General features: G+C 50.3%; 22 protein-coding genes and 1 pseudogene. 5 read left to right on the forward strand and 18 right to left on the reverse strand.

What is annotated here, in order from left to right:
* Positions 1-166 precede the first annotated feature (166 nt).
* Positions 167-916 carry a class I SAM-dependent methyltransferase gene (locus AC0LWF_RS26855; RefSeq protein WP_474654550.1) on the reverse strand — a complete coding sequence of 250 codons (750 nt, stop codon included), beginning with the start codon at positions 914-916 and terminating at the stop codon, positions 167-169.
* Positions 917-1,465: 549 nt separating this feature from the next.
* Complete coding sequence (locus tag AC0LWF_RS26860; RefSeq protein WP_474654551.1) at positions 1,466-2,425, reverse strand: DNA/RNA non-specific endonuclease; 960 nt, start codon at positions 2,423-2,425, stop codon at positions 1,466-1,468.
* 307 nt (positions 2,426-2,732) lie between these two features.
* Between AC0LWF_RS26860 and AC0LWF_RS26865 the strand changes: the two genes are divergently transcribed.
* Positions 2,733-3,104 carry a YhjD family protein gene (locus AC0LWF_RS26865; RefSeq protein WP_474654552.1) on the forward strand — a complete coding sequence of 124 codons (372 nt, stop codon included), beginning with the start codon at positions 2,733-2,735 and terminating at the stop codon, positions 3,102-3,104.
* A 57-nt stretch (positions 3,105-3,161) separates the two neighbouring features.
* Here AC0LWF_RS26865 and AC0LWF_RS26870 read toward each other — a convergent pair whose 3' ends face one another.
* From AC0LWF_RS26870 to AC0LWF_RS26890, 5 genes are all read right to left on the reverse strand, one after another.
* Positions 3,162-4,019, reverse strand: coding sequence for an ATP-dependent DNA ligase (locus tag AC0LWF_RS26870; RefSeq protein WP_474654553.1), 858 nt, complete (start codon positions 4,017-4,019; stop codon positions 3,162-3,164).
* A 157-nt stretch (positions 4,020-4,176) separates the two neighbouring features.
* Positions 4,177-5,019, reverse strand: coding sequence for a tyrosine-type recombinase/integrase (locus AC0LWF_RS26875; RefSeq protein WP_474654554.1), 843 nt, complete (start codon positions 5,017-5,019; stop codon positions 4,177-4,179).
* A 377-nt stretch (positions 5,020-5,396) separates the two neighbouring features.
* Positions 5,397-5,780, reverse strand: coding sequence for a helix-turn-helix domain-containing protein (locus AC0LWF_RS26880; protein ID WP_474654555.1), 384 nt, complete (start codon positions 5,778-5,780; stop codon positions 5,397-5,399).
* Positions 5,781-5,988: 208 nt separating this feature from the next.
* Entirely contained in the window at positions 5,989-6,792 is an 804-nt protein-coding gene (locus AC0LWF_RS26885) for a TrmH family RNA methyltransferase (RefSeq protein ID WP_474654556.1), read from the reverse strand.
* A 15-nt stretch (positions 6,793-6,807) separates the two neighbouring features.
* Positions 6,808-7,470, reverse strand: a complete 663-nt coding sequence (locus AC0LWF_RS26890; RefSeq protein WP_474654557.1) for a potassium channel family protein — start codon at positions 7,468-7,470, stop codon at positions 6,808-6,810.
* Positions 7,471-7,625: 155 nt separating this feature from the next.
* On the opposite strand from AC0LWF_RS26890, the gene sspI reads away from it, so the two are divergent.
* Positions 7,626-7,865, forward strand: a complete 240-nt coding sequence (gene sspI / locus AC0LWF_RS26895; protein ID WP_474654558.1) for a small acid-soluble spore protein SspI — start codon at positions 7,626-7,628, stop codon at positions 7,863-7,865.
* A 138-nt stretch (positions 7,866-8,003) separates the two neighbouring features.
* On the opposite strand, the gene AC0LWF_RS26900 is transcribed toward sspI, so the two are convergent.
* From AC0LWF_RS26900 to AC0LWF_RS26940, 9 genes are all read right to left on the reverse strand, one after another.
* A complete protein-coding gene (locus AC0LWF_RS26900) occupies positions 8,004-9,101 on the reverse strand; it encodes a Gfo/Idh/MocA family protein (RefSeq protein WP_474654559.1) in 1,098 nt (365 codons plus the stop codon).
* A 95-nt stretch (positions 9,102-9,196) separates the two neighbouring features.
* A complete protein-coding gene (locus tag AC0LWF_RS26905; RefSeq protein WP_474654560.1) occupies positions 9,197-10,291 on the reverse strand; it encodes a Gfo/Idh/MocA family protein in 1,095 nt (364 codons plus the stop codon).
* A 49-nt stretch (positions 10,292-10,340) separates the two neighbouring features.
* On the reverse strand, positions 10,341-10,964 hold the full coding sequence (locus AC0LWF_RS26910; RefSeq protein ID WP_474654561.1) for a ThuA domain-containing protein: 624 nt from the start codon (positions 10,962-10,964) through the stop codon (positions 10,341-10,343).
* 31 nt (positions 10,965-10,995) lie between these two features.
* The gene (locus AC0LWF_RS26915) at positions 10,996-12,171 is read right to left on the reverse strand and encodes a Gfo/Idh/MocA family protein (protein WP_474654562.1); all 1,176 of its coding nucleotides are present in this window, start codon (positions 12,169-12,171) and stop codon (positions 10,996-10,998) included.
* 48 nt (positions 12,172-12,219) lie between these two features.
* Entirely contained in the window at positions 12,220-13,257 is a 1,038-nt protein-coding gene (locus AC0LWF_RS26920; protein WP_474654590.1) for a LacI family DNA-binding transcriptional regulator, read from the reverse strand.
* 112 nt (positions 13,258-13,369) lie between these two features.
* Positions 13,370-13,702, reverse strand: coding sequence for a hypothetical protein (locus AC0LWF_RS26925; protein ID WP_474654563.1), 333 nt, complete (start codon positions 13,700-13,702; stop codon positions 13,370-13,372).
* A gap of 93 nt (positions 13,703-13,795) precedes the next feature.
* The gene (locus AC0LWF_RS26930; RefSeq protein ID WP_474654564.1) at positions 13,796-15,385 is read right to left on the reverse strand and encodes a peptide chain release factor 3; all 1,590 of its coding nucleotides are present in this window, start codon (positions 15,383-15,385) and stop codon (positions 13,796-13,798) included.
* A 128-nt stretch (positions 15,386-15,513) separates the two neighbouring features.
* On the reverse strand, positions 15,514-17,079 hold the full coding sequence (zwf, locus tag AC0LWF_RS26935; RefSeq protein ID WP_474654565.1) for a glucose-6-phosphate dehydrogenase: 1,566 nt from the start codon (positions 17,077-17,079) through the stop codon (positions 15,514-15,516).
* Positions 17,080-17,196: 117 nt separating this feature from the next.
* A complete protein-coding gene (locus AC0LWF_RS26940; protein ID WP_474654566.1) occupies positions 17,197-17,970 on the reverse strand; it encodes a YwmB family TATA-box binding protein in 774 nt (257 codons plus the stop codon).
* Between the two features lie 121 nt (positions 17,971-18,091).
* Between AC0LWF_RS26940 and AC0LWF_RS26945 the strand changes: the two genes are divergently transcribed.
* Positions 18,092-18,508, forward strand: coding sequence for a hypothetical protein (locus tag AC0LWF_RS26945; RefSeq protein WP_474654567.1), 417 nt, complete (start codon positions 18,092-18,094; stop codon positions 18,506-18,508).
* A 155-nt stretch (positions 18,509-18,663) separates the two neighbouring features.
* On the forward strand, positions 18,664-19,989 hold the full coding sequence (gene fliD / locus AC0LWF_RS26950; RefSeq protein WP_474654568.1) for a flagellar filament capping protein FliD: 1,326 nt from the start codon (positions 18,664-18,666) through the stop codon (positions 19,987-19,989).
* A 329-nt stretch (positions 19,990-20,318) separates the two neighbouring features.
* Here the strand turns inward: fliD and AC0LWF_RS26955 are convergent, their stop codons facing one another.
* Together AC0LWF_RS26955 and AC0LWF_RS26960 are read right to left on the reverse strand one after the other, a co-directional pair.
* Positions 20,319-21,167, reverse strand: coding sequence for a molybdopterin molybdotransferase MoeA (locus tag AC0LWF_RS26955; RefSeq protein WP_474654591.1), 849 nt, complete (start codon positions 21,165-21,167; stop codon positions 20,319-20,321).
* A 69-nt stretch (positions 21,168-21,236) separates the two neighbouring features.
* A pseudogene (locus AC0LWF_RS26960) lies at positions 21,237-21,728 on the reverse strand (gephyrin-like molybdotransferase Glp); the annotation flags it as partial.
* Positions 21,729-21,856: 128 nt separating this feature from the next.
* Here AC0LWF_RS26960 and mobB point away from each other — a divergent pair.
* Positions 21,857-22,405, forward strand: coding sequence for a molybdopterin-guanine dinucleotide biosynthesis protein B (gene mobB, locus AC0LWF_RS26965; protein ID WP_474654569.1), 549 nt, complete (start codon positions 21,857-21,859; stop codon positions 22,403-22,405).
* Positions 22,406-22,420 lie beyond the last annotated feature (15 nt).

Raw genomic sequence — 22,420 nt, forward strand, 5'->3', positions numbered from 1 at the left:
GCTTCTGATTGTTTAAACTTCATGATAAGAGCGCCTCCTTGATGGTGTTGGGTAATTAACCCTTGGACAAACCCATCATACCGAGGCGCTCCTTTTTTGACAAAGGCCATTTCTTAGCCTTAACAGGAATGTTTAGTTGAATGATCCTGGCGTTTTAAGCGTTAGCTTACTTCTTGATACATTTTATAATTATTGTTGGAGGACTTAAACGTGCTTTCATACCTGAATACCATTTGTTTGGTGAACTATCGTCTGTCTCAGGAACTCTAGATTCTTCGAGTACTTTATCTATGTAAAAACCAGCTTTGGATAGCTCATTTAGTATTGTACTGACTTTACGATGGTGCATGATTACCGGTACTCCCCGCCAGTTTACCTTATAAGATCCTTCAGAATTATAGGACTGAACATAATTAATTTTTTCGCCGTCGTATTCCAATCGGCTTTGTATTGGATGCTCCCAGCTAAATATAAATTTCCCGCCGTTTTTTAGTTTTTCATATATATTTGACACCGTACGTGCAATATCAACTGTCCATCCTAGTGCATAAACAGAGAATACAATATCGAAATGGTCTCTGGGCAGATCCACCATATCTTCCATAGCCATCTGTTTTATGGTTCCTTTTAGTTTGTTTTCCTCGAGCAACTCTTTAGTGTAATTAACCTGCGTAGTCGATAAGTCTATTCCCCAGATTTCTTCTGCCCCCTTACTTGCCATGTATAGGAGTGACTGCCCACTGCCACAACCTATCTCTAATATTGTCTTACCAGCAACATCACCGAGTAGGTTTAATTCATCCTCTGTAGGAGCATAAGGCCCATATTTCGGTAAAGCTAGTATTCCGAAATATTGATTGGCTACATCATCCCATCCAGCTTTGTTGATTTCTAACATTTCCGTGTGATTTATCATGGATTCCCTCCAACTATCATTAGTGAATCAAGCGACTCTTCCGAGATATTTCTTATTCGTGATAAAACACGAAATCCCTACCACATATTGGAACTATTCTGCTCCGTTAGCGGAACAAGGTGGCCTGTTAACGAGCTAGCATCAGTTGAGTTAGGCACCAGAATAATGTAAATTGATCTTATTACATCATTGGAGGATTTATGCCTAAACTTCGACCAATTATTACTCATTCTGATTTCGAAAGAATGAGGATCTTCAAATGGCCTGTTGACGTATGGCAGCAAGGGGAGCTGCTGGATAAAGGAATTATTATTAAGTCACATGATGATGATAAAGTCACATCCACTAAAAATGAGCATTATTTAAAATCAACATGCCTATTTTTTTATGGATCAACTCACCCTAAATAAGATTCTCTCAGTTGGCAGCAAACTTCAGGACAAAGAAAAAACGATGTATCTGTTCCACGTTTCATGTAACCCATTTGCAAATTGTATTAAATCATCCAACGAGTAAAATATTCTGTTCTTTTGTTCATTTATTTTAGTCTTATTCACCTACCATTCCGTCACCATCACGATCATCCATATATTTGTAAAGCCAGTGGTCCCTCGTTATTGGCATACTATAACCGGCTGCCTTTGCTTCTTTAATCGTTACCTTTCCATTTCCGTTTGTATCGACACTAGAAAGATCCTCTGGATTAGTTGAATCAGAAGAATCACTGCCTGTTAATCCGAGTGATGCGTTTACTTGATCCGGGTTCACATTATCAAATGTATCAACAATTACGTTACCCTTTAATGAATAGGTATACTTATAATTTGAAGGAATCTGAGTTTCTGTATTCGGGTATGTGATAATTGCTTCGAAATTAGTAGATCCGCCTGCTTTGCGTATTGCATCTTCCATATATGCTTGATCACCATGTCGGTTGAGTGTACTATCTTGAGGGGTGATATTATAAGCATTCGATACTCCTCCGAGAGAATCGGCAATGACATGTCCTTCATCTAATACATCGCTTTCGACACCAGGGACTTTCGCCTCATCAGAGCAATATCTACCAGACGATGAGACAGACTCATTACTGTCATCTTGTAGAATGATTTCGTCAGCAATGACACGCACTAGTTGCCCGTGTTCGTTTGTAAATGCCCAGTATTCACGGTCCCCGTAACCAACATCCACAACGACATTAGGTTCACGATGCCCAGACAAATCACAACCATCCACTTCAATACGTTTGTATCCTGAGAATAGTTCATTATTATTTGATTGGGCTGGTGTTTCCTCAGCTACCGGTTCGTCAACAACCGTCTGGGTAGTTTCTTCTCCTTTTGTCTCTTCAATGACCTTGGTAATAGTTTCTTCAGGTTCTTTATCAACTGTGGTTACTTCTTGTTGGGCATCTTCTGTATTTGTAATAGTTAAATTTTCTCCATTGGTACAACCAACCATTAAGATGATCATTAACAGTAAGACTAAATAGTTCATCTTCTTTTTCAATTTAGGACTCTCCTATAATAGTTTCATACCTGTTCATTTTAAAAAAATGACGACTTTAAGTTATCTTGTTCTATTATCTTACCATAAAAGACTATTATGATTTTAAATTATCCTGTCCGCTTACTTCGATGAAAAACGGCATCTGCACATAAAGCTAGGGCTGGCTCCCCAATAAGATAAGAGTTTCTATAGCATCTCTTTTTGCGCGATCGGAGCACTTTGGATAATGATCGAGTACACACCTTTATTTCGTTAATAAGTTGCTAAAGAACGGATGTTCGCATATACTACCACAGAGGTGATATGTGTGATCTCAACGCCAGAAGAACTTGTGGTGATTAAAGAGTGCTGCCTGCTGCCGCTCATGTTGGATATGGTAGAAAAGCAACGAAAGGACATGGAGGCTTCGACAACACCAATGAAGTCTCTATACCTGGCAGCGCTCCTCAAACTCCAAGACATGATCCATGCCGATCTCGTGTACACACGGAACCAACTTCGAACCGCAGACATTAAGCTGTGGAAAGTCGACGCTTCTGAGGTCCGCGAGAAATCAGCATTTAAGTACGAGTATGTAAACAAGGGGTACCGTGGGGTATTTGAGATGCTCAGGAGCCTTGTCAAAGCTGAAGTATCGAAGAAGTTCGGTCAGTATATCGCTAAGGTATTCGAAAAATAAAAAGACAGCTCTAGATGGAATGATGGAACATTCTTACAGGGCTGTCTTTCATTATCCTCAAAGCACAAATGATTCAAATATTGGATGACGGAGCTTACTATCCTTTGTATAGCACTGAAATTTAACATTGCAAGTTAGTACCGGCTTCAGATAGATCCAGTCCTTACTTTCTCCTGTGACAATTTGCTTGGCCACTGTTCGGAATGCATTTAATACGTCAGAAGATGGTGGAAATTCAATGACTCCCATATGCTTACCATCGTCAGTTAAGCTCCATCCAAACTCTGACTTACGTATTCCAGATATTTTAAACTGACCATACCGGTAGTTCTTCGTTTTAATCCAAACATCCTTAGGTCTTGAATCTAAATAATAATGACTATCTGCATTTTTGGAAACAATACCTTCTAATCCAAGCTGTTTAACCTTTTGAAATAAGCTCTCTCCATCTTCATACGTTGATGTAACTGATATCACCGGAGATGGTATTACAACTCTCAGGAGCAACTCCAGGCGCTCATGGAGACTTGTCTTTAGTATGGATTCCCCATTATGGAATATCAAATCAAAAACCGCAAAATGAGCTGGATACTGTTGAGAAAGCTTCTGAACAGCATCAAGCTTCTTTGCATGGAATCGATTCATAACATCCTCAAAGCAAGGTTTCGCTGCAGGATCCAAGACAATACATTCTCCATCCAAAATGGCTTGAGAACAGTTTAACCGGATTTTTTGAAGTTCAGGGAATCGATCAGTTACTTCGGTTCCATTGCGAGTAAAGGCTCGAATAATCCCATTGTTGTAATGGATCAATATCCGAAATCCATCCCATTTTATCTGATGAATCCAATTCTTATGCGGGACTACTATTGAAGAAGCTTGAAGCAACATTGGCTTGATAATTGTGTTGAGCATGTGCAAGGTCCTCCTATAGTAAGCTTATCATGGCAGGACCCAACATCTTATATGAGATGACTGGAAATTATCCAGTGCGTGATGTACTCAAAATCAAAGCTCAATGCCAACTTATTTTAACTTAGCAGCCCTTTAGTTAATTGGGGGCTCAAAGTCCTTAAAAGTAACGCCTGTATAGTTCTCTCCGTCGTTCACCCCGTAATTGGGCATAAATCTGCGTTGTTGAAGCTTTGTCATGACCTAACATTCCTTGAATAAACTCCAACGGCGCACCATTATCCAATAGATGACATGCATAAGTATGACGAAAACGATGTGGGTATACATTCGCATTCACTTTACTTCGAGCAGCTAATTGCTTAAGTTCATAACGGATTGTCGAGATCGACATCCGGCGAGTAGGTAAGCTCTCCGTAACAAAGAGCGCTTTACAGGAATCCGTACGGTCTTTTACGTATCTGTTTAACCAGATTTTGCATTCCGTTGTAAAGTAGACCTCCCGTTGCTTAGAGCCTTTCCCATTGACAACTGCCGAGCAGTTTTCCCAGTTTATGTCCTCAATATTTAATCGATGCACCTCGCCAACTCGGCAACCAGTACAATAAAAGAAATCAAGCAGTGCGTGCTCGCGTCTAGAAACGCAATTAATCTTCAGATGAATGATATCCTCTTCAATTAGGAATTTAGGAATGCGTTTGTCCATCTTTGGTTCTTTCAGTTTTAAAGCAGGGTTATGCACCATATGTCCTTCTTCAAATGCAAAACGGAATAGGGATCTGATGAAACGAACTCTGTGGGCTAGACTGCTTGGCTTCAAGCTTTCTGAATGTCTGGCTAGATATTCCTTGAGCAACATTAAAGATATTTCTTCAAGATTTAGGTTGCCAACCTCGCGGATTAGAACTTTTAACTGTAGTGAATATGCCTTTAACGTATGCGGACTAAACCCCAAAATACGTTTATCGGCCTCATACAACAACCATAATTCACTCATCTTCATAATAAAACCTCCCAAGGGCTAATTACTATTAGCTTCGCTAAATTTGGGAGGTTTAATCTGTATATTATGTTACCGGAATGAGTCACCTTAGGGTTCCATGTCTAACAAGCGACGATTCTTGCTGTATGATACATCTGCGTTTTATCTCTCCGCTTCAGTAATATCAGCAATTAAAGAACTTTATTTTATACAAGAATCATAACAGACCGTAGTGATTAAAGAACTTTATTTTGCGTGAAGAACTTTATTTTTCTCACCTCCCTCGCCATTAGCAGAATATTAAAGCTGATTTGAAAACCGTCAAAAAGACCCTAATCACGAGAATCATCCATAATCAGGGTCAACTATTAATTAAACTACAAATTTTTCATCCAAAATCATTTATTAATCCTATGTTTAAGAGACGTAATCTCTAAAATTTCTAATTTATCTTTTGGATCCAACTCTCGATATATTTGTAATAGCCGTGTTTCCAGATCAGATAAGTCATTATCTCCTCGGCGTTCACTACCTACAAGAAGCATTTCCAAAGAACAATTGAATGTCTGATAAATGGAAACTACTGTATCAATGGATGGTTTACACTTACCTGATTCGATATCGCTTAAGCTACCTTGTGAAATTCCTATCTTCTTTGAGAATTCATTCTGGTTGAGCATGTTCAGCTTCCGTAGACGTCTAATGTTTTCCCCAATTTCGTACATATCGATCGCCCCCACTAAACCATATAAAATTTTTAGGTGATACTGCTTTCTACGCAATTCAGATTGTCTCATCGTATGATATATAAATAGGAACCTCATTCTATGCACAATTCTTGAAGTCTCTTTATTAATATTCCTTGAATTAAACTCCCCATATTCCTTGATTTACGGGGAGTTTTTCGATATTTTTAGATGTTATAACTTGTCTCAAATCATCTTATAAACAGTCTCATTTGATGTTATAACCCACAATAATGTTCTATAGCTATACCGAATACCGCCGCTGCCGCATCGCTTCATACAACAACACCGTTGTCGCCATCGCCACATTAAGCGACTCCGAGCGACCGTGCATCGGAATAATGATCCGCTCATCGACCTGCGCGAGCGATTCCTCGGACAGCCCTTGCGATTCGCTGCCCATCAGCAGCCAGGTAGGCTCGTTCCAGTTGTAGCCGTAGCAGGTCGAGGTCGCCTGCAGGCTTGTCCCGACTAGCGTGATGCCGCGTTCCTTCGCCGCCGGCAGCAGCTCCGCCAAGTCGCCTTCGATCACTGGCAAGTGGAAGAGCGAGCCCATCGTCGAGCGAACCGTCTTCGGATTGTACAGATCGACGCAGCCTTGCCCGAGGATGACGGCATCGGCGCCAACCGCGTCCGCGCTGCGGATGATGGTGCCGACATTGCCGGGATCGCGAACGCCATCAAGCACGATGACGAGCGAATTCGGTCCCCATAGCGCCGAGTTATCCGGCATCAGCTTCGCGACAACGCCAAACACCGGCGGCGGCGAGTCCGTTCCGGTACATTTTGCGATAATGGCCGGCGTCGCTTCAATAAGCTCGCAGTCCGTCTGGCTCAGCAGCGTGCGCAGCTCTGCGGGAATGCCCCGTTCCATGTCGATGACGATCGTCTCAACATCGGCATCCGCCAGCAGCGCCTCCTGCACGAGATGCACGCCTTCCACGATGAAACGTCCCGTGCGGTCGCGGTGCTTCTTCTCAAGCAGCGCCGCCATCGTTTTCACTTTTTCGTTCTGCAATGAAGTAATGCTCATCATTCGTTTATTCATATCTATTCCCCACGTTCAATCCGCATAATCGAGTTCTAATTTCGAAATATCTTTGCTTTTGCCCGCGATGACAAGCACGTCGTTCTCTTCAACCCAATCATCGTCAAAAGGAGCAATGTTCAATTCCGCGCCGGACTTAATGGCCAGCACATTGCATCTATAATTCGCCCGAATATCGAGCTGCTTTAATGTTTTGCCCACCAGCTCAACCGGGGCCTTCAGCTCTATAATGCTATACTCCTGCGACAGCTCAATAAACTCGAGAATATTCGGAGATACTAAGTTGTGCGCAAGCCGCATGCCCATGTCGCGCTCTGGAAAAACAATCTTATCCGCGCCGATCTTGCTCAGCAATTTGCCATGAAGCTCGTTCTGAGCTTTTACAATAACTTGCTTCACGCCGAGCTCCTTTAGAATCAATACGGTCAGGATGCTCGCTTGAATATCTGCGCCGATCGCCACGACGACCACATCGAAATTCCAGATCGCCAGTGAGCGAAGCGTATCTTCATCTGTCGTATCCGCCGAAACCGCGTGAGTCGCCCAGTCCGATACATCCTGGGTGATCTGCTCGCTCCTATCTATGGCAAGCACATCGAATCCAAGCTCCATTAGAGTTGTGGCTACGCTGGAGCCGAAACGCCCCATTCCGATTACTGCAAACTGCTTCTTAGCCAAGCTCATGTTCCTCCCTGACCAATAGTCGTACCTTTCGCCTAGTATATCACAATTGCCGGATTTATCCGAATGAGCAGCCTGCCGCATCCGGCATGAAATGCAGCGCCACAGGAGATATTAACTGTCGAATCTGTAGTTATGATGGAGGGATCAGATTGAACAATCTTGATTTGCGGCAGGCAATCGTGCGTCGGGTACAAAATAAAAATGGTGAGGAACTGACCGACGTGATCGAAAGCTCCATCGGCAATGATGAACGAACACTTCCCGGGCTCGGCGTTCTGTTCGAAATGATATGGCGGAGCAGCGAGAAACCCGATCAAGAGCGAATGGTTGGCGTACTCTATAATGAGCTCAACGGCGTAGATGAGAGCGCGCCGCCAAGTCCAAGCTAAGTTAAACGAAACGAATAGAACCACCTAATACAACAAAACAGCTTGTCCTAAGACTTACCCAATCCTCCCAGCATAAAGCCGAGAAGATTGGATTGTCCGTTGGACAAGCTGTCTTTACTTTACTTCTTATAGTGCATCTTACACAGATGGTTCGCTCTCGAGAACCGGCATTGCCTCTGGACGCTCGCAAGTGCTCTCCATCGTGTAATGCTTGCCGTCACGGGATGCATCGTGGAAGCCATGCATCGCTTCAAGCACGTGATAAGCCATCGCGCCATTCGCACGGTGCGTGCGGCCTTCTACGATTGCGCGTGCCATATCCGCTACGCCAATACCACGATTGTTGTCCGTGTTGCCGTGCGTGAGTTCTACTTCTTCCCACTCGCCGCCAAGCTTGCGAACCTTCACCGGACCGCCGAATGTGTTCGGGTCTGGCACAAGAATCGAGCCTTCGCTGCCGTGCACTTCGATGTTCGGAAGCGACGTGCCTGCTTTCGTATCGAAGCTTGTGATCAGCGTGCCTACTGCGCCGCTATGGAAATCAAGCACGCCGGCAATATGCGTAGGCGTCTCAACTGTAATGACTTTGCCGTTCTTCTTCTCGCTCGTAATTGTACGCTCAGGGTACGAGATTACAGCGGAGCCCGTCACTCTGCGGATTGGACCAAGCAGAGTAATATAAGCAGTCAGGTAGTATGGGCCCATATCGAACATCGGACCGCCGCCAAGCTCGTAGAAGAACTCCGGATCCGGATGCCAGCCCTCAGGGCCGCCGCCGAGCATGAAGCCCGAGATGGAGACCGGTGTACCGATTGCACCGTCATCAATAAGCTTACGGCAAGTTTGGATACCGCCGCCAAGGAATGTTTCAGGCGCGCTTGCAACACGAAGTCCTTTTGCAGCAGCCAGTTCAAGCACCTTCTTGCCTTCCTCGCGCGTAACCGCAAGAGGCTTCTCCACGTACACATGCTTGCCTGCTTCCAGCGCCTGCAAGCAAACCGATGCATGAGCCTTCGGAATCGTCAGATTGACGACAATTTCAATCTCAGGATCAGCCAACAGTTGTTCTACCGTATAAGCCTTCTCGAGACCGAACTCCTCCGCACGCTGTTTCGCACGCTCTAGATCGATATCCGCAGCAGCAACAAGATCAATTTCAGGGTACTTCTTCAGGTTTGTAAAATAGATTTGGCTAATATTGCCACAGCCTACAACGCCGACTTTAACTCTTTTCATACTCGAATGCGCTCCTCTAACTATGTAGTCCTATTAAAAGAAACAGCTTACCCAAGGCGGGCAAGCTGCTCTTGTCTCATTCCTATAGTGTATCGTTATTTCGATTGTGCTTCAAGCGCTGGCATCGGTTCAGGACGCGTGCATGTGCTATGCATCTCGTAATGTTTGCCTTCACGGGATGCATCGTGGATGCCATGCATCGCCTCAAGCACATGGTACGCCATCGTGCCGTTCGCACGATGCTCGCCGCCTTCGCGAATCGCACGCGCCATATCCGCTACGCCGATACCGCGGTTGTTGTCGGTATAGCCATGCGTGAGCGCAATCTCTTCCCAGTCGCCGCCTCTGCGGCGCAGCTTCACTACGCCGCCAAAGCCGTTCGGGTCTGGTACGAGCAGCGTGCCCTCGCTTCCGTGAATTTCAATGTTCGGCAGCGAAGTGCCAGCCGCAGCATCGAAGCTCGTCAGCAGCGTGCCGATCGTGCCGTTCTCGAAATCAAGCACGCCGGTAATGTTCGTCGGCGTCTCCACCTCGATGATTTTGCCGCGCTTCTTCTCGCTCGTAATCGTTCTTGTCGGATGCGAGATGCGCGCCGAGCCCGTAACACGCTTGATTGGGCCAAGCAGCGTAACGAACGCAGTCAAATAGTACGGACCCATATCGAACATCGGGCCGCCGCCGATCTCATAATAGAACTCAGGATCCGGATGCCAGCTCTCATGCCCGCCGCAGAGCATGAACCCTGTTGCGGACACCGGCGTACCGATTGCCCCATCATCAATGAGCTTGCGGCATGTTTGAATGCCGCCGCCAAGGAATGTCTCCGGCGCGCTTGCGACACGAAGCCCTTTCTCAGCAGCGAGCTTCAGCACTTGCTGGCCTTCTTCGCGCGTCACGACGATCGGCTTCTCCACGTACACATTCTTGCCAGCTTCAAGCGCTTTCAAGCAGACCGAAGCATGAGCCTTTGGAATCGTCAGATTGACGACGATTTCAATCTCCGGATCGGCAAGCAGCTCATCGACTGTATACGCCTTCTCCAAGTTAAACTCTTGCGCACGGCTCCGAGCGCGTTCAATATCAATATCCGCTGCGGCTACCAGCTCGACCTCAGGATATTTCTTCAAATTCGTGAAATAGACATGGCTGATATTTCCGCAGCCGATAATGCCAACTTTAACGCGACTCATAGACCAGTACGCCTCCTCTAATCATGAACATTCAACTACAAACTAAAGCTTACTTCGCTGCCCACAGGAAGCCGCGACGCATCAGCTCAAGCACCTGCGGCAATGCCACAATATTCGCTTGGTGACCGAGCGAGTTGTAATAAACGCGGCCTTGACCCCATTTTTTTGTCCAAACGATTGGCATCAACACATCGTCAAAATTCGTCGTTGCATGCACCTTAATCGCTGGATCGACATGCATATAATACTTCTCCGTACACACCTCGAAGTCGCCAATGCCCTTCGTCAGCGGATCATCTTCGCTCACCATGTTCACATCGTAGCGAACGCCGTCATTGCCCGGATGAGCAACCCATTGGCCGCCAACCATGTACTGGTAATCGACATCATTGCGGAACGAATCGCCCATACCGCCATGGCAGCCTGCGATGCCGCAGCCAGCAGCAACAGTATCAAGCAGCGGGCGAAGCTGCTCCTGCGTAATGGAACCCATCGTCCAGATTGGCACGATCAGATCTAGCGATGCCATCAGCTTTGCATCCTTGTAAGCATCCAGCGTATCCGATACGGTTACGTCGAACCCTTCTTCTTTCAATACGCCTTCACAAATTTCAGCGACTTCCTTCGGCTGATGACCATCCCAGCCGCCCCAAACGATGAGTGCTTTTTTCATTGGTGATACCGTCCTTCTTACCAAATTATGTTTATCTCAGCTCTGAAATCGAAACCCAGCGACGTTCTTCAATCGACTTGTCAACCGCTTCCAATACAGCTTGGCATTCTACGCCGTCCACGAAGTTCGGCACTGGCTGGCGATCTTCTTCAATCGCAAGCATGAACTCATGGAACTCATGCGTGAACGTGTGCTCATAGCCGATGCTGTGTCCAGCTGGCCACCAAGCCTCGCTGTAAGCGTGTGCGCCTTCTGTCGCATGTACACGGCGGAAGCCTTGCACGTCAGCAGCATCGTCCGTGAAGAACACTTCCAGCTCATTGACGCGTTCAAAATCAAACTTGATGCTGCCCTTGCTGCCGTTAATCTCGAACGAGTTCGTGCAGCGATGGCCTGGCGCGAAGCGAGTCGCTTCAATGCTGCCGAGCGCGCCGTTTGCGAAACGGGCAAGGAACAACGTCGCATCGTCAACGGTTACTGCGCCGCGCGGTGCGTCTTTGTCAGCCTTTTTGCTAAGTCCAGTATTAAGCTCGCTTGACGATGCTTCGAGTGGACGCTCTTTGATAAACGTCTCGCTCATGCCGATAACCTCTTTGATATCGCCAACGAGGAAACGAGCCATGTCGATGACATGAGCGCCAAGGTCGCCATGCGCCCCGGAACCGGCGATTTCCTTCTGCAAGCGCCATACGAGCGGGAACGAAGGATCGACGATCCAGTCTTGCAGGAAGAAGCCGCGGAAGTGATAAATTTCACCGAGTCGGCCTTCAGTAACGAGCTTCTTAGCCAGCTGAATCGCAGGCGCGAAACGGTAGTTGAAGCCGACCATATGCTTCACGCCGGCTTCTTCAGCCGCGTTCAGCATTTCAATCGAATCTGCTAGATTCAGCGCAAGCGGCTTCTCGCAGAAAATATGCTTGCCCGCTTTAGCGGCAGCAATCGCGATTTCTTTATGCGCGTCACTTGGTGCGTTGATGTCAACCAAATCAACATCGTCACGGGCAATCAGCTTGCGCCAGTCTGTCTCCGCTTGCTCCCAGCCGTATTGCGCGCGCGCCTGCTCAAGAGCAATAGGGTCACGTCCGCAGATGACCGCCATCTCCGGGCGAACTACCTTCGGGAAAAACATTGGAAGGGCACGATAACCGTTGCTATGGGCCTTTCCCATAAATTTATAACCAATCATGCCGACTCTAATTTTGCTCATCTTCTCATTTCCACCTCTCAAGCGAATTGGGTTTTTAAAATGGTTCGATTACTCGCGAGTTGCTTTGGATACTTGGGATGATGCACGTTCAATCAGTTTCACAGGCAGTCTGATTTCGAAAGGAGCAGGTGGTTCGTTCTCTGACATCGCATCAAGCAGCCGTGAAGCCGCCTCGCAGCCGACCTCATAGAACGGAACGCGGATGGAGCTTAGTTGCGGCTCGGTCATCCGAGATACGTCGGAATCGTCGCAGCCGACGAGCGCAAGATGTTCACCGATGCGTATGCCTTGCTCCTTGAGTCCTTGCATGAGCCCAATGGCCATCCGGTCGTTTGCGGCAATGACCGCATCCACTTCACCGCTCTCCACCAGCTTTGCAACCGCTTCCGAAATGGCGTAGCCGCTCTTTCGGCTATAGTTGCCGACGAGAACATGCTCAGGCTTATACGGCAGCCCTGCTTCCTCCAGCGCCTGCTGGTAACCTTTCAGTCGATCTAAGCTGTTCGAATACTCCGCCGGACCGTTCAAGAAACAGATACGGCGATAGCCTTGTTTCACAAGATGTTTGCCTGCATGATAGCTGCCCATACGCTGATCGGCATCTACGGTGCTGAATGCTTCACCTTCGAAACGCTGATTGACCAGACAGAACGGGAACTCTGAGTCTTTCAACTCCCGCAGCGCTGCCCGTTCGGAAGGAATGTCCTGCGCACCCAAGATGATGCACCCGTCAATCTTCTGCGTTCGAAATAAGCTGGCGTAATCCCGTGGCTCATGGGGTTCACGGAACAAGAGCAGCAGGTCATAGCCTCGCTGCTTGGCCGTTATCCCAATGCCGCTTAACACTTCAGAGAAGTAGTGCGTAGAGAAGAGATTCACTTTAGGCAGCATAGGCAGGATGACGCCAAGGTTGCCGCTTCTGCGCAGCGCAAACCGTTGTGCCAGCGCATTCGGAACATACCCTAACTTGTTAGCCGCTTCCATAACCCGTCTCGCTGTTTCTTCCTTTACGCTATCAGCGCCGCTTAATACTCGCGACACTGTCGCTTCCGATACGCCTGCAAGCTCCGCAACTTTTCTACGAATAAGCCCTTCCTCCCTTCCATGTTACTGGAAATGTACACGCGTACATTTTCTCATGCAAAAAAGCGCCTGTCAATATGTAAGATTACGACTTTAGGCGCTTTTTCTGATATTTTTAGAAGCTGCTCGGGTGCGGCGGATTCGGCGGCGGGACCGCTTCGTTCCGATCCTTGGCTGCACTTACCATAAGCAGAATCGCCGTAATGATATGCATAATCATACCGACGAAAGGGATCCAGGCGATCACCGAAGTTATAATGCCGAGAATGCTGCCGTGCTTTGCCTTATTCTCAGTGGAACAGAAAACAAGTGTAACGATGTGAAGCACGAGCATAACTAGCAGCGGGGTCCACGACATCGAGATGACGAATAACCCCCCGACTATCGGGATGCCCAGAAATGCTTCAAGCCCACCGGAAACCCATCGTAGTACGCGTGACGTTGACATGTTCGGCTTTCTCTCCTCTCCAATAAAAAAAAGCCGGCCAAGGACGAGTCCTTAACCAGCTGTTCGAAATTCTTCCATCTGCGACAGCGATAATTAAGGTGCCATTTCCAAAAACTTGGAAGTAGGGTTCTTCTCCATTGCTGTACGCATCGCGTATTCGTTCTCGAATAACGCAACATAATTATCTTTCTTATCCTTCACAAGCGTGGAATTGATCCGGTACTTGGTCGGGTCAATCTTATCATCTACAATCCAGCGTGCGGACTGGAACGTCATCCGGTGCAGCTGAATTTCTACGCCGTACTCGGCACGCATCCGATGCTCGAATACTTCGAATTGCAATTGACCGACAACGCCGAGAATCGTCTCTTCGAAGCCGCCTGTCGATTGGAACACTTGAATCGTGCCTTCCTCGGTCAGCTGGTCAATTCCTTTCTGGTATTGCTTATGCTTCAAAGCGTTCTTCACCGTTACTTTGGCGAAGATCTCCGGCGAGAACGTCGGCAGCTCGTCGAATACGATTTCGCTGCCCTGCGACAACGAATCGCCGATACGGAAGATGCCCGGATCGAACAAACCGATAATATCGCCCGGATAGGCGTTCTCTACGATGTCCCGATCCTGCGCCAAGAACTGCTGCGGCTGCGACAGCTTGATGTCTTTGCCGTTACGCACATGGCGTACGCTCATGCCGCGTTCGAAGCGACCGGAGCAAATACGCAGGAACGCAATACGGTCGCGGTGCGCAGGGTTCATGTTCGCCTGGATTTTGAAGACGTAACCCGAGAACTTCTCGCTCATCGGATCGACAGTTCCGCTCGTGCTCTGTCTTGGAGTCGGCGAAGGCGCCAGCTGCAAGAAGTTCTCAAGGAATGTCTGCACGCCAAAGTTGTTAACCGCACTGCCGAAGAACAGCGGCGTAAGCTCGCCTGCGCGTACTTTCTCATAATCGAACTGATCGCCTGCAACGTCTAGCAGCTCCAGATCCGCAATGAGCTGATCAGTCAAATAATCGCCCGCCATCTCGCGAATATGCGGATCGTTGTAATCGGCTACTTTCTCAACCGAGATCGTCGAGTGGTCGTTCCCATTGAACAGCTCCACCTGATTCTTCATCCGGTCGTAGACGCCGCACAGCTCACGCCCCATGCCGATCGGCCAGTTCATCGGAACGGCACGAATGCCAAGCACGCGCTCCAATTCTTCCATCAGCTCGAACGGGCTCTTCCCTTCACGGTCAAGCTTGTTGATGAACGTGAAGATTGGAATGCCGCGCTTGCTGCACACCTGGAACAGCTTGATCGTCTGTGCCTCGACGCCCTTCGCGACGTCAATCAGCATCACGGCGCTGTCCGCAGCAGTAAGCGTCCGGTACGTATCTTCAGAGAAGTCTTGGTGACCGGGCGTATCCAGAATGTTCACGCGATGTCCGCTATAATCGAACTGCATAACCGAGGAAGTAACGGAGATACCCCGCTGCTTCTCGATTTCCATCCAGTCACTTGTCGCATGGCGGCTCGCCTTACGAGCCTTAACGGAACCCGCTTCACGGATGGCGCCCCCGAACAGGAGCAGCTTCTCCGTTAATGTTGTTTTACCCGCATCCGGGTGAGAGATAATGGCGAACGTGCGCCGTCTCTCGACTTCTTGCTTTATCTCATCTGCTATCGTAAGTTTGCTCATCGTTATTCCCTTCGTCCTTTACATGCCTAACTCAAGCTCTAAACACTAATTCGGTCAATCATTCTGGATCGTCTCGCCATCCTTCAGCATATGCTTCAGGCTCCGCGTGCGTCCCGATTGCCTATAGGTCACTTCGGTCCGCCCGAAATCCAGATGACATTATCTTCGGCTTGCCCGTTCACCGGCCACCAGTGGAAGCCGTCTGCTGCGAGCAGCGCTTCCGCGCTCTTCGGTCCCCACGAGCCCGCAGGGTAAAGTTCCAGATTGGAGCTATCTTCGCGCCATGCTGCTGCGATACGGTCAACGAACGACCACGCCTCCGCCACTTCATCCCAGCGGGTGAAGTAGGTCGATTCGCCGCGAGCCGCATCATAGATGAGACGCTCGTAAGCTTCAGGCGTATTGATGCCGATCATGCAGCTTTGGCAGAACTCCATCGAAACCGGCTGAACGACGTTGTCGACACCTGGCTTCTTCGCATTGATCTTGATATAGATGCCTTCCATCGGGTTCACCCGAATAACGAGCAGGTTCGGCGCCAGATCATGACGCTGTGCGAACAGCATATTGTCCGGCACGTTCTTGAACTCGATAACGACCTCGGTTGTCTTCACGGGTAGGCGCTTGCCTGTACGAATGTAGAACGGTACGCCAGCCCAGCGGAAATTATCCAGATACACACGAGCCGCAAAATAGGTCTCCGTCGTCGATTCCGGATTAACCGAATCCTCTTGACGGTAGCCGCTGAGCGCTTTATCTCCGGTTGAACCTTCGCTGTATTGACCGCGAATAACGTGCTGGTTCACTTCGGCAGCCGACTCGAACGGACGGAGCGAACGAAGCGCTTTAACCTTCTCATCGCGGATATCTTCCGGGTGAAGACGGCTCGGCGGCTCCATCGCAATCATCGCCAGCATCTGCATCGAATGGTTCTGTACCATGTCGCGAAGCGCGCCGGACTTATCGTAATAGCCGCCGCGCTCTTCAACGCCGACCGTTTCCGACAGAGAGATTTGGACATTGGCAATATGTTTATTGTTCCACAGCGGCTCAAAAAATGCGTTCGAGAACCGCAGCACTTCAATATTTTGCACCATTTCCTTACCGAGGTAATGGTCGATCCGGTAAATCTCGGACTCCTGGAACACTTGGTTCAGCTGTTTGTTCAGCTCGCGAGCGGATTCCAGATCGTAGCCGAACGGCTTCTCGATTACGAGGCGATTCCAGCCCTGCGATTCGAGGAGGCCGCCATCACGCAGATTGAACGAAACAGGTCCGAACAAATTCGGCGCCAGCGCCAAGTAGAACAGGCGATTGCCTGGAATGTTGAATTTCTCGTCCAGACCTTGGCTAAGGCGCGCAAGCTCGCGGAAGCCGTCGACATTGTTAATATCAAGAGACATGTAGACGAAATGCTCCGCAAAACGTTCCCAAGCTTCAGCATCGTCAGCCTTGTAGCGGCAGAACTCGCCAATCGATTCATACACGTCAGCACGGAATTGCTCATTCGTCCGCGGTCTGCGCGCAACTCCGACAACAGCGAAGTTCTCAGCTAGCTTGCCTTCCTTATATAAGCTGAAAAGCGCAGGAAATAGCTTCCTACGCGCTAAATCGCCTGTAGCTCCAAACAAATAATAAACCGCACCCTCTGCGGCAATCGTATCCAGTTTGCTCACTTCGGTCTTTTCCCTCATTCTGTTATGTATTTTCATACAAGTACTGTATGGATCAATTTATGTTAGTTTAGCATATCGAGCCAGCAGATGCTATTCATGCCCGGATAAATATCGCCCAGCAGCTGGCATATTTTCTTATTTCTGCTCCGTATAATCGCCCGTTATTAGCGGCACTCCAACGATCAATTCACGAGCAGCTTTGCCTGTCGTCAGCGCGCCTGCAATTTGCAAATTCACCTTCGCCGCCCCGCTCTGTACGCCGCTATGCAGCGCCTCGCTATAATACGTCAAGCTGGACGTATGGCTGTCATCGTACGCCTCCACTTCCGTAGCTCCCGCGGCAGCCGCAATCCGGCCAGGCGCATCTGCTTGCACCATTTCTCCACGTGCAGTAAACCCTCCCTGCAACAGCAAACCAGCAGCGATTGCCGCATTTTCCACCTTATTGACCTCATCTGCAATCGCCTTGCTATCGGATCCTCTCGCCGTATCCAGCAGCAACACAAGCTCATATGGCATTTTGGAAGAGTCGCCTAGCTGCCCGACTGGCTTCGAACGGACCCAAAGCTTCAGCCTGTCCGCATCGTTCGTTGCCGTAATATCAACTGGCGCATCACCGTCCAAGCCCGTTGATAGTGTGAATCCAAGCGCTGCGGCAAGCCGCTCGATTCCCTCTGCCTTCGCCCCACCGTCCCAGCGGAACGACCAGTGCGCCTTTTCCGATCCGCCCGCATAGGACGTACTGCTCCATTTCCACACTTGTTCAAAATCATGCGATACAGCAAAGTCCGCATCCGATGTCGCAGGTTGGCTCCGATTATGCCATACGGTCCAGGTTACGAGGATGAGCAGCAGAACGACCACGGCGAGCATGCCGCCTCGTGGCTGACGGCGATGGTTAGCTGGCATCAGAAGATCCGCTCCCTTCAAGGAAACTTTTAACCTAATAAGCAGTAGGTAAATATCCATACGCACTTACCTGTAGGTGAATACACTGTCACAGGAACCCAAAGGGGAGGTGTCATCGAAGTTGCAACCTATATATCCACTTCATGAAGATACGATTAAACAGTACTGCGGCATGCCCGTCTGTGTGGTCACGAACGAAGGTGAGCGCTATGTCGGTATTCTCAGCCGGTGCCACGGCGGTCGCATTATGCTTAATGAAACGGAAGCAAGCATGAAACAGAAGACTACAGGCACTACGGTCGGTCAGCTGGGTAAAGTAACGAATACGAAGGTAAAGAAGAAAAAAGGCGGCAAGCCGAGCAAAGCGGCGGTAGAGGGCAAGTCAGGGACGAAGGAAGCCGCGCAGACGCAAGCTTATTATCCTTACGATAATAACTACTATGGCGATCCTTATTACGGTGATGGATTTAATCCATTCTTTGGCGAGGCACTTGCGTTTGACTTGGCGTCCCTTGCATTTCTGTTCCTGCTTATATAATTCGGCATCCAAAGCCCATACCCTCTCGCTTGCAGCCTCGCAGCGTGCGGTGAGGGCTTTTTCATTGAGAGAAGTGCCGTAGAAGACAATCGACAAGTTGGAAAATTTTATTTAAAATGTAAGGTAGATGAGCAATTGCGATCGGAGGGATTGCTGTGGTTCTGCCTTATTCCATGCCCGCTGTGTTCGGGACGGTTCGCCATACGAGAGAACCGGTCCAGCCCGTCGAGCGGTACGCACTTTATCCCTATTCGGGCCAAGGCTATTTATCATTGATGTCGCAAAATACGAGGAAGCAGGTCGCCGCGTCCATTCCGGCACGCGGCTCGGTGGGCAGCTTTACGCTTCCGAAGCAGGCACAGGATGCCCTGAAGGCTGCTGCGAACAGCTCCGCGGATTGGCTCGCTCAGAGCAAAAAGGTCAGCTCTGCACTCTCAGACATTCGGATGAAGGGCAAGTCGGCGTTCGAACAGCGCTCGGTGCAAGTTGAAGGGACAGGCACAGCTGGCGTAACCGGCGATGCTGACGCAAGCGCAGCCCGTACGGACTACAGTGTTCAAGTTGCCTCGCTTGCTAAGCCTCAGCAGAATCAAGGCTACGACCTGACGAAGAATGCGCCTTCTATCATCAACTCTGGCGCGCACATTTTTACGCTTCAAGCAGGCGGGCAGACATACTCGCTCTCTACCGTCATTCGTCCCGGAGATACAAATTCGGCTGCTCTCGGCAGATTGCAAAGCAGCATCAATGGGGCTAAGCTCGGCGTAACAGCATCCGTGCAGGAGAATCAAACAAACGGAACGGTTAAGCTTGTCGTGGATGCTGGCGGGGTAGGAACGGAATATGCTTTCGCGCTTCAGGATCAGAGAGGCAGTATCATTGCTTCGAGCGGCGCTGACCGAGCGGTCGTTAAGGAGTCGGACATGCGCGTTCTAGTGGATGGCCAAACGTATGAGTCGAATGAGTCGAATGAGATCATTCTGCAGCAAGGTCGTGTACGAATCTCGCTGGAAGATATGACCGCACCAGCTGATTTCACGATCAAGGTGCGAAATAACTCCGATGCGCTGCACAGCCAGCTGCAATCGGTCATCGAAGAAGTCAATTCGCTGCAAGCTACTTACGATTCATCCGGCTACTTGAACCCGGTGCTGAAACAGCGTGTGGATGACGTACTGCGAAGCTCTGAGCTTGCGTCGCTCGGAATTTCACAATCGCAGCAAGGCAAGTGGCAGTTAGATGAAGAGAAGCTTGGTGCTGCAATGGAAGCTCAGCCAGACGATGTAAGCCGCATCATAAGCGGCCGTCACGGACTTGCATCTCGGCTGCAGCAGACGATTAGCCAGCTGTCGGAGCTGCCGACAGAATCTCTGATCAGCACAAAGGCGAGCGGTTTCCAGTCGTTCACTCTCTACCGCGCCTCGTCCGGCCCGTATTTGCAGCTTCCTCTTGGAGGGCTGTTTTTGAATTCGATTATGTGAGTGCGGCTCGCCGCACGAAGAACGTGAAGAATAACTGAAGATAGTCGTTCGCCGCTCGCTGAGCTCTGAAGGCCGACTGTTGCTCGCCGCTCCCCGGCTAACGGATCGTAAACACCTTATTTGCCCAAATATGCCTCTCAAAAAGTTGTAACGGATCCCAGAAGCGTTATTCGCTGCTTTTGCAGCCGAAAGCGGCTGATTTCGTTGGAATAACGTGCCTGTGTTCCGTTACATTCTAGCATCGGGCAATTGGGGTCAAATAGCGATTCTGGAGTCCGTTAGCGTAGAAAGAAGAATAAACCTGCTCTCGATGAGCGGGTTTATTTCTTTTATAGGAGAATGACATCGACGATGGCACCTGTCTCTGCGCCGATGGATCCGGGCTTCAGCCGGATCAAGCAGTCCGCGTCAGGGATAGACGCCATCATGCTCGACTTGCCGAACGCCAGCGGATCGGCGTAGAGTACACCGCCCTCGGTGTACAGACGCGCCCGCACGAATCGCTCGTGCGGGCTGCCTTTGGCGAAGCCTGCGGCAAGCTTCGCGGTCGCCTGCTTCGGCAGCGCTTCTGTTGCTGCAGCGCCTTGAAGCCGACGCAGCGCTGGCCTCGCAAAGAGCTCGAAGCCAACGAAGCAGGCTCCGGGGTTTCCCGACAGCGCAAGCAGCAGCTTTCCGCCGACAACAGCGGCAGACGTCGGACTGCCTGGGCGCATCGCCGCCTTGTTGAACAGGAGGCGGCTGCCCGGAGGCAGCGCGGCTGAGGTGCTTGGCGCGGCAGCCGTGGTAGGTGCGCTAATCGCGGCGGGAGCGCTTGGCGCGGACGCTTCGCGGATGTGCGAGCCGTTTGGCTCCGCCGGAGCTTGCCCCGCCTCCGTGCCGGCGGCGGGCAAGCCTGCGAGCAGGCTCGCCATCACATCATAATCGCCGACCGACACACCGCCGGTGGTGATTATGATGTCGCTCTGCGCGAGCGCAGCCGCAATCGCGCGAGCCGCTGCCTCCGGCTCGTCCGGCACGCGGCCGAGCAGCAGCGGAACGCCGCCGCTTTGCTGCACAAGCGCGGCAATCATCGCGCTGTTGCTGTCGCGGATGCGCCCCGGCTCTAGCGGCGCCTCAACCGGCAGCAGCTCCGTGCCGGTTGCCAGCACCGCTACGCGCGGGCGCAGGAATACCGGCACGTCGGCGCAGCCAAACGTGCCGAGCAAAGCGACGTGGCCCGGCCGCAGCATCGTGCCGGGCTCCGCCAATGCGCTCCCGCGACGGAACTCCTCGCCGCGGGGCGCAATGTTCTGCCCGGGCTCCGCGGCGCGTTTCACGCGCACCGCGGGTCGCCCGTCAATAAAGGCATCCGCCGTCTGCTCCAGCATGACGACGGCGTCCGCCCCCAAGGGCACCGCGCCGCCGGTCATGATTCGGACGGCGGTGCCCGGCTCCACGGCAGCGGAGGCGAGCTCGCCCGCGCGGGCCGTGTCCACCACGCGCAGCGTCACCGGTTCGCTCGGTGACGCCAGCGCCGTATCTGCGCTGCGGACGGCGAAGCCATCCAGCCCCGACCGCGCAAAAGGCGGCCAATCCGTCGTCGCAACAAGCGGCTCCGCCAGATAGCGACCGTTAGCCTCCCACAGCGGCACATGCTCATTCCGCCCCGGTTCAGCCGCTTCAACAACAAGGCGAATCGCCTCATCCACTTTGACCGCGCGCCTGCTAAAACGCGTCTCCCCCTGCAGCTGCACAGCCATCTTCTCCTTTACGCTTCTGTAACCATCTATCTCCCCATTGTAACAGAAACACTTAAATCCGTAATACAAGCTTATGCTATACTAAATTCATCTCTACCCATTACCTTTTACAAGGAGCACTGCGCGCTATGCCTTCTGACCAAAACAGCCATCATTCCGTACCCGCACAGTCACAGCAAGCACCTTACGTGTTCCAAATCGTCGGCTACAAGAACAGCGGCAAAACAACGCTTCTCTCCCAGTTAACCCGCAAGCTAAAACAAGCAGGCTTCACCGTTGGCACAGCGAAGCACGACGCACATGAGTTCACGATGGATACGCCAGGCACGGACACGTGGCAGCATCAAGAAGCAGGCGCGGATATTACCGCGATCAGCTCCGCGTCACGCAGCGCCATTATTAGCAACCGAACCGAGCCGCTCTCCGCGCTCCTTGCCCATATGCAGCATGTCGACTTTGTGCTTGTGGAAGGCTTTAAGCAAGAGCAATATCCGAAGCTTGTGCTTCTTCGCAATCCCCAGGACGAACCGCTGCTCCATTTATCCAATATTGCGATGATCGCTAACTGGGACTCTTTCAATATCCCCGTGCACCAGGCTTCTCCAACTTTCAAAATCAACAATATCGAAGCCATTTACAACTACCTTCTCACCCTCCACCCTTTCCCACCAAAATAAAACAGACCGCTCCAA

The sequence above is a fragment of the Paenibacillus sp. sgz302114 genome (genome assembly GCF_056120345.1).

Coding starts and splice junctions, on each gene's coding strand:
- AC0LWF_RS26940 (WP_474654566.1), bottom strand. CDS start 17,970: ATGCCAGCTAACCATCGCCGTCAGCCACGAGGCGGCATGCTCGCCGTG.
- AC0LWF_RS26875 (WP_474654554.1), bottom strand. CDS start 5,019: ATGAAGATGAGTGAATTATGGTTGTTGTATGAGGCCGATAAACGTATT.
- AC0LWF_RS26930 (WP_474654564.1), bottom strand. CDS start 15,385: ATGAGCAAACTTACGATAGCAGATGAGATAAAGCAAGAAGTCGAGAGA.
- AC0LWF_RS26905 (WP_474654560.1), bottom strand. CDS start 10,291: ATGAGTCGCGTTAAAGTTGGCATTATCGGCTGCGGAAATATCAGCCAT.
- AC0LWF_RS26900 (WP_474654559.1), bottom strand. CDS start 9,101: ATGAAAAGAGTTAAAGTCGGCGTTGTAGGCTGTGGCAATATTAGCCAA.
- zwf (WP_474654565.1), bottom strand. CDS start 17,079: ATGAGGGAAAAGACCGAAGTGAGCAAACTGGATACGATTGCCGCAGAG.
- AC0LWF_RS26885 (WP_474654556.1), bottom strand. CDS start 6,792: ATGAATAAACGAATGATGAGCATTACTTCATTGCAGAACGAAAAAGTG.
- mobB (WP_474654569.1), top strand. CDS start 21,857: ATGCCTTCTGACCAAAACAGCCATCATTCCGTACCCGCACAGTCACAG.
- AC0LWF_RS26925 (WP_474654563.1), bottom strand. CDS start 13,702: ATGTCAACGTCACGCGTACTACGATGGGTTTCCGGTGGGCTTGAAGCA.
- AC0LWF_RS26855 (WP_474654550.1), bottom strand. CDS start 916: ATGATAAATCACACGGAAATGTTAGAAATCAACAAAGCTGGATGGGAT.
- AC0LWF_RS26870 (WP_474654553.1), bottom strand. CDS start 4,019: ATGCTCAACACAATTATCAAGCCAATGTTGCTTCAAGCTTCTTCAATA.
- AC0LWF_RS26915 (WP_474654562.1), bottom strand. CDS start 12,171: ATGAGCAAAATTAGAGTCGGCATGATTGGTTATAAATTTATGGGAAAG.
- AC0LWF_RS26910 (WP_474654561.1), bottom strand. CDS start 10,964: ATGAAAAAAGCACTCATCGTTTGGGGCGGCTGGGATGGTCATCAGCCG.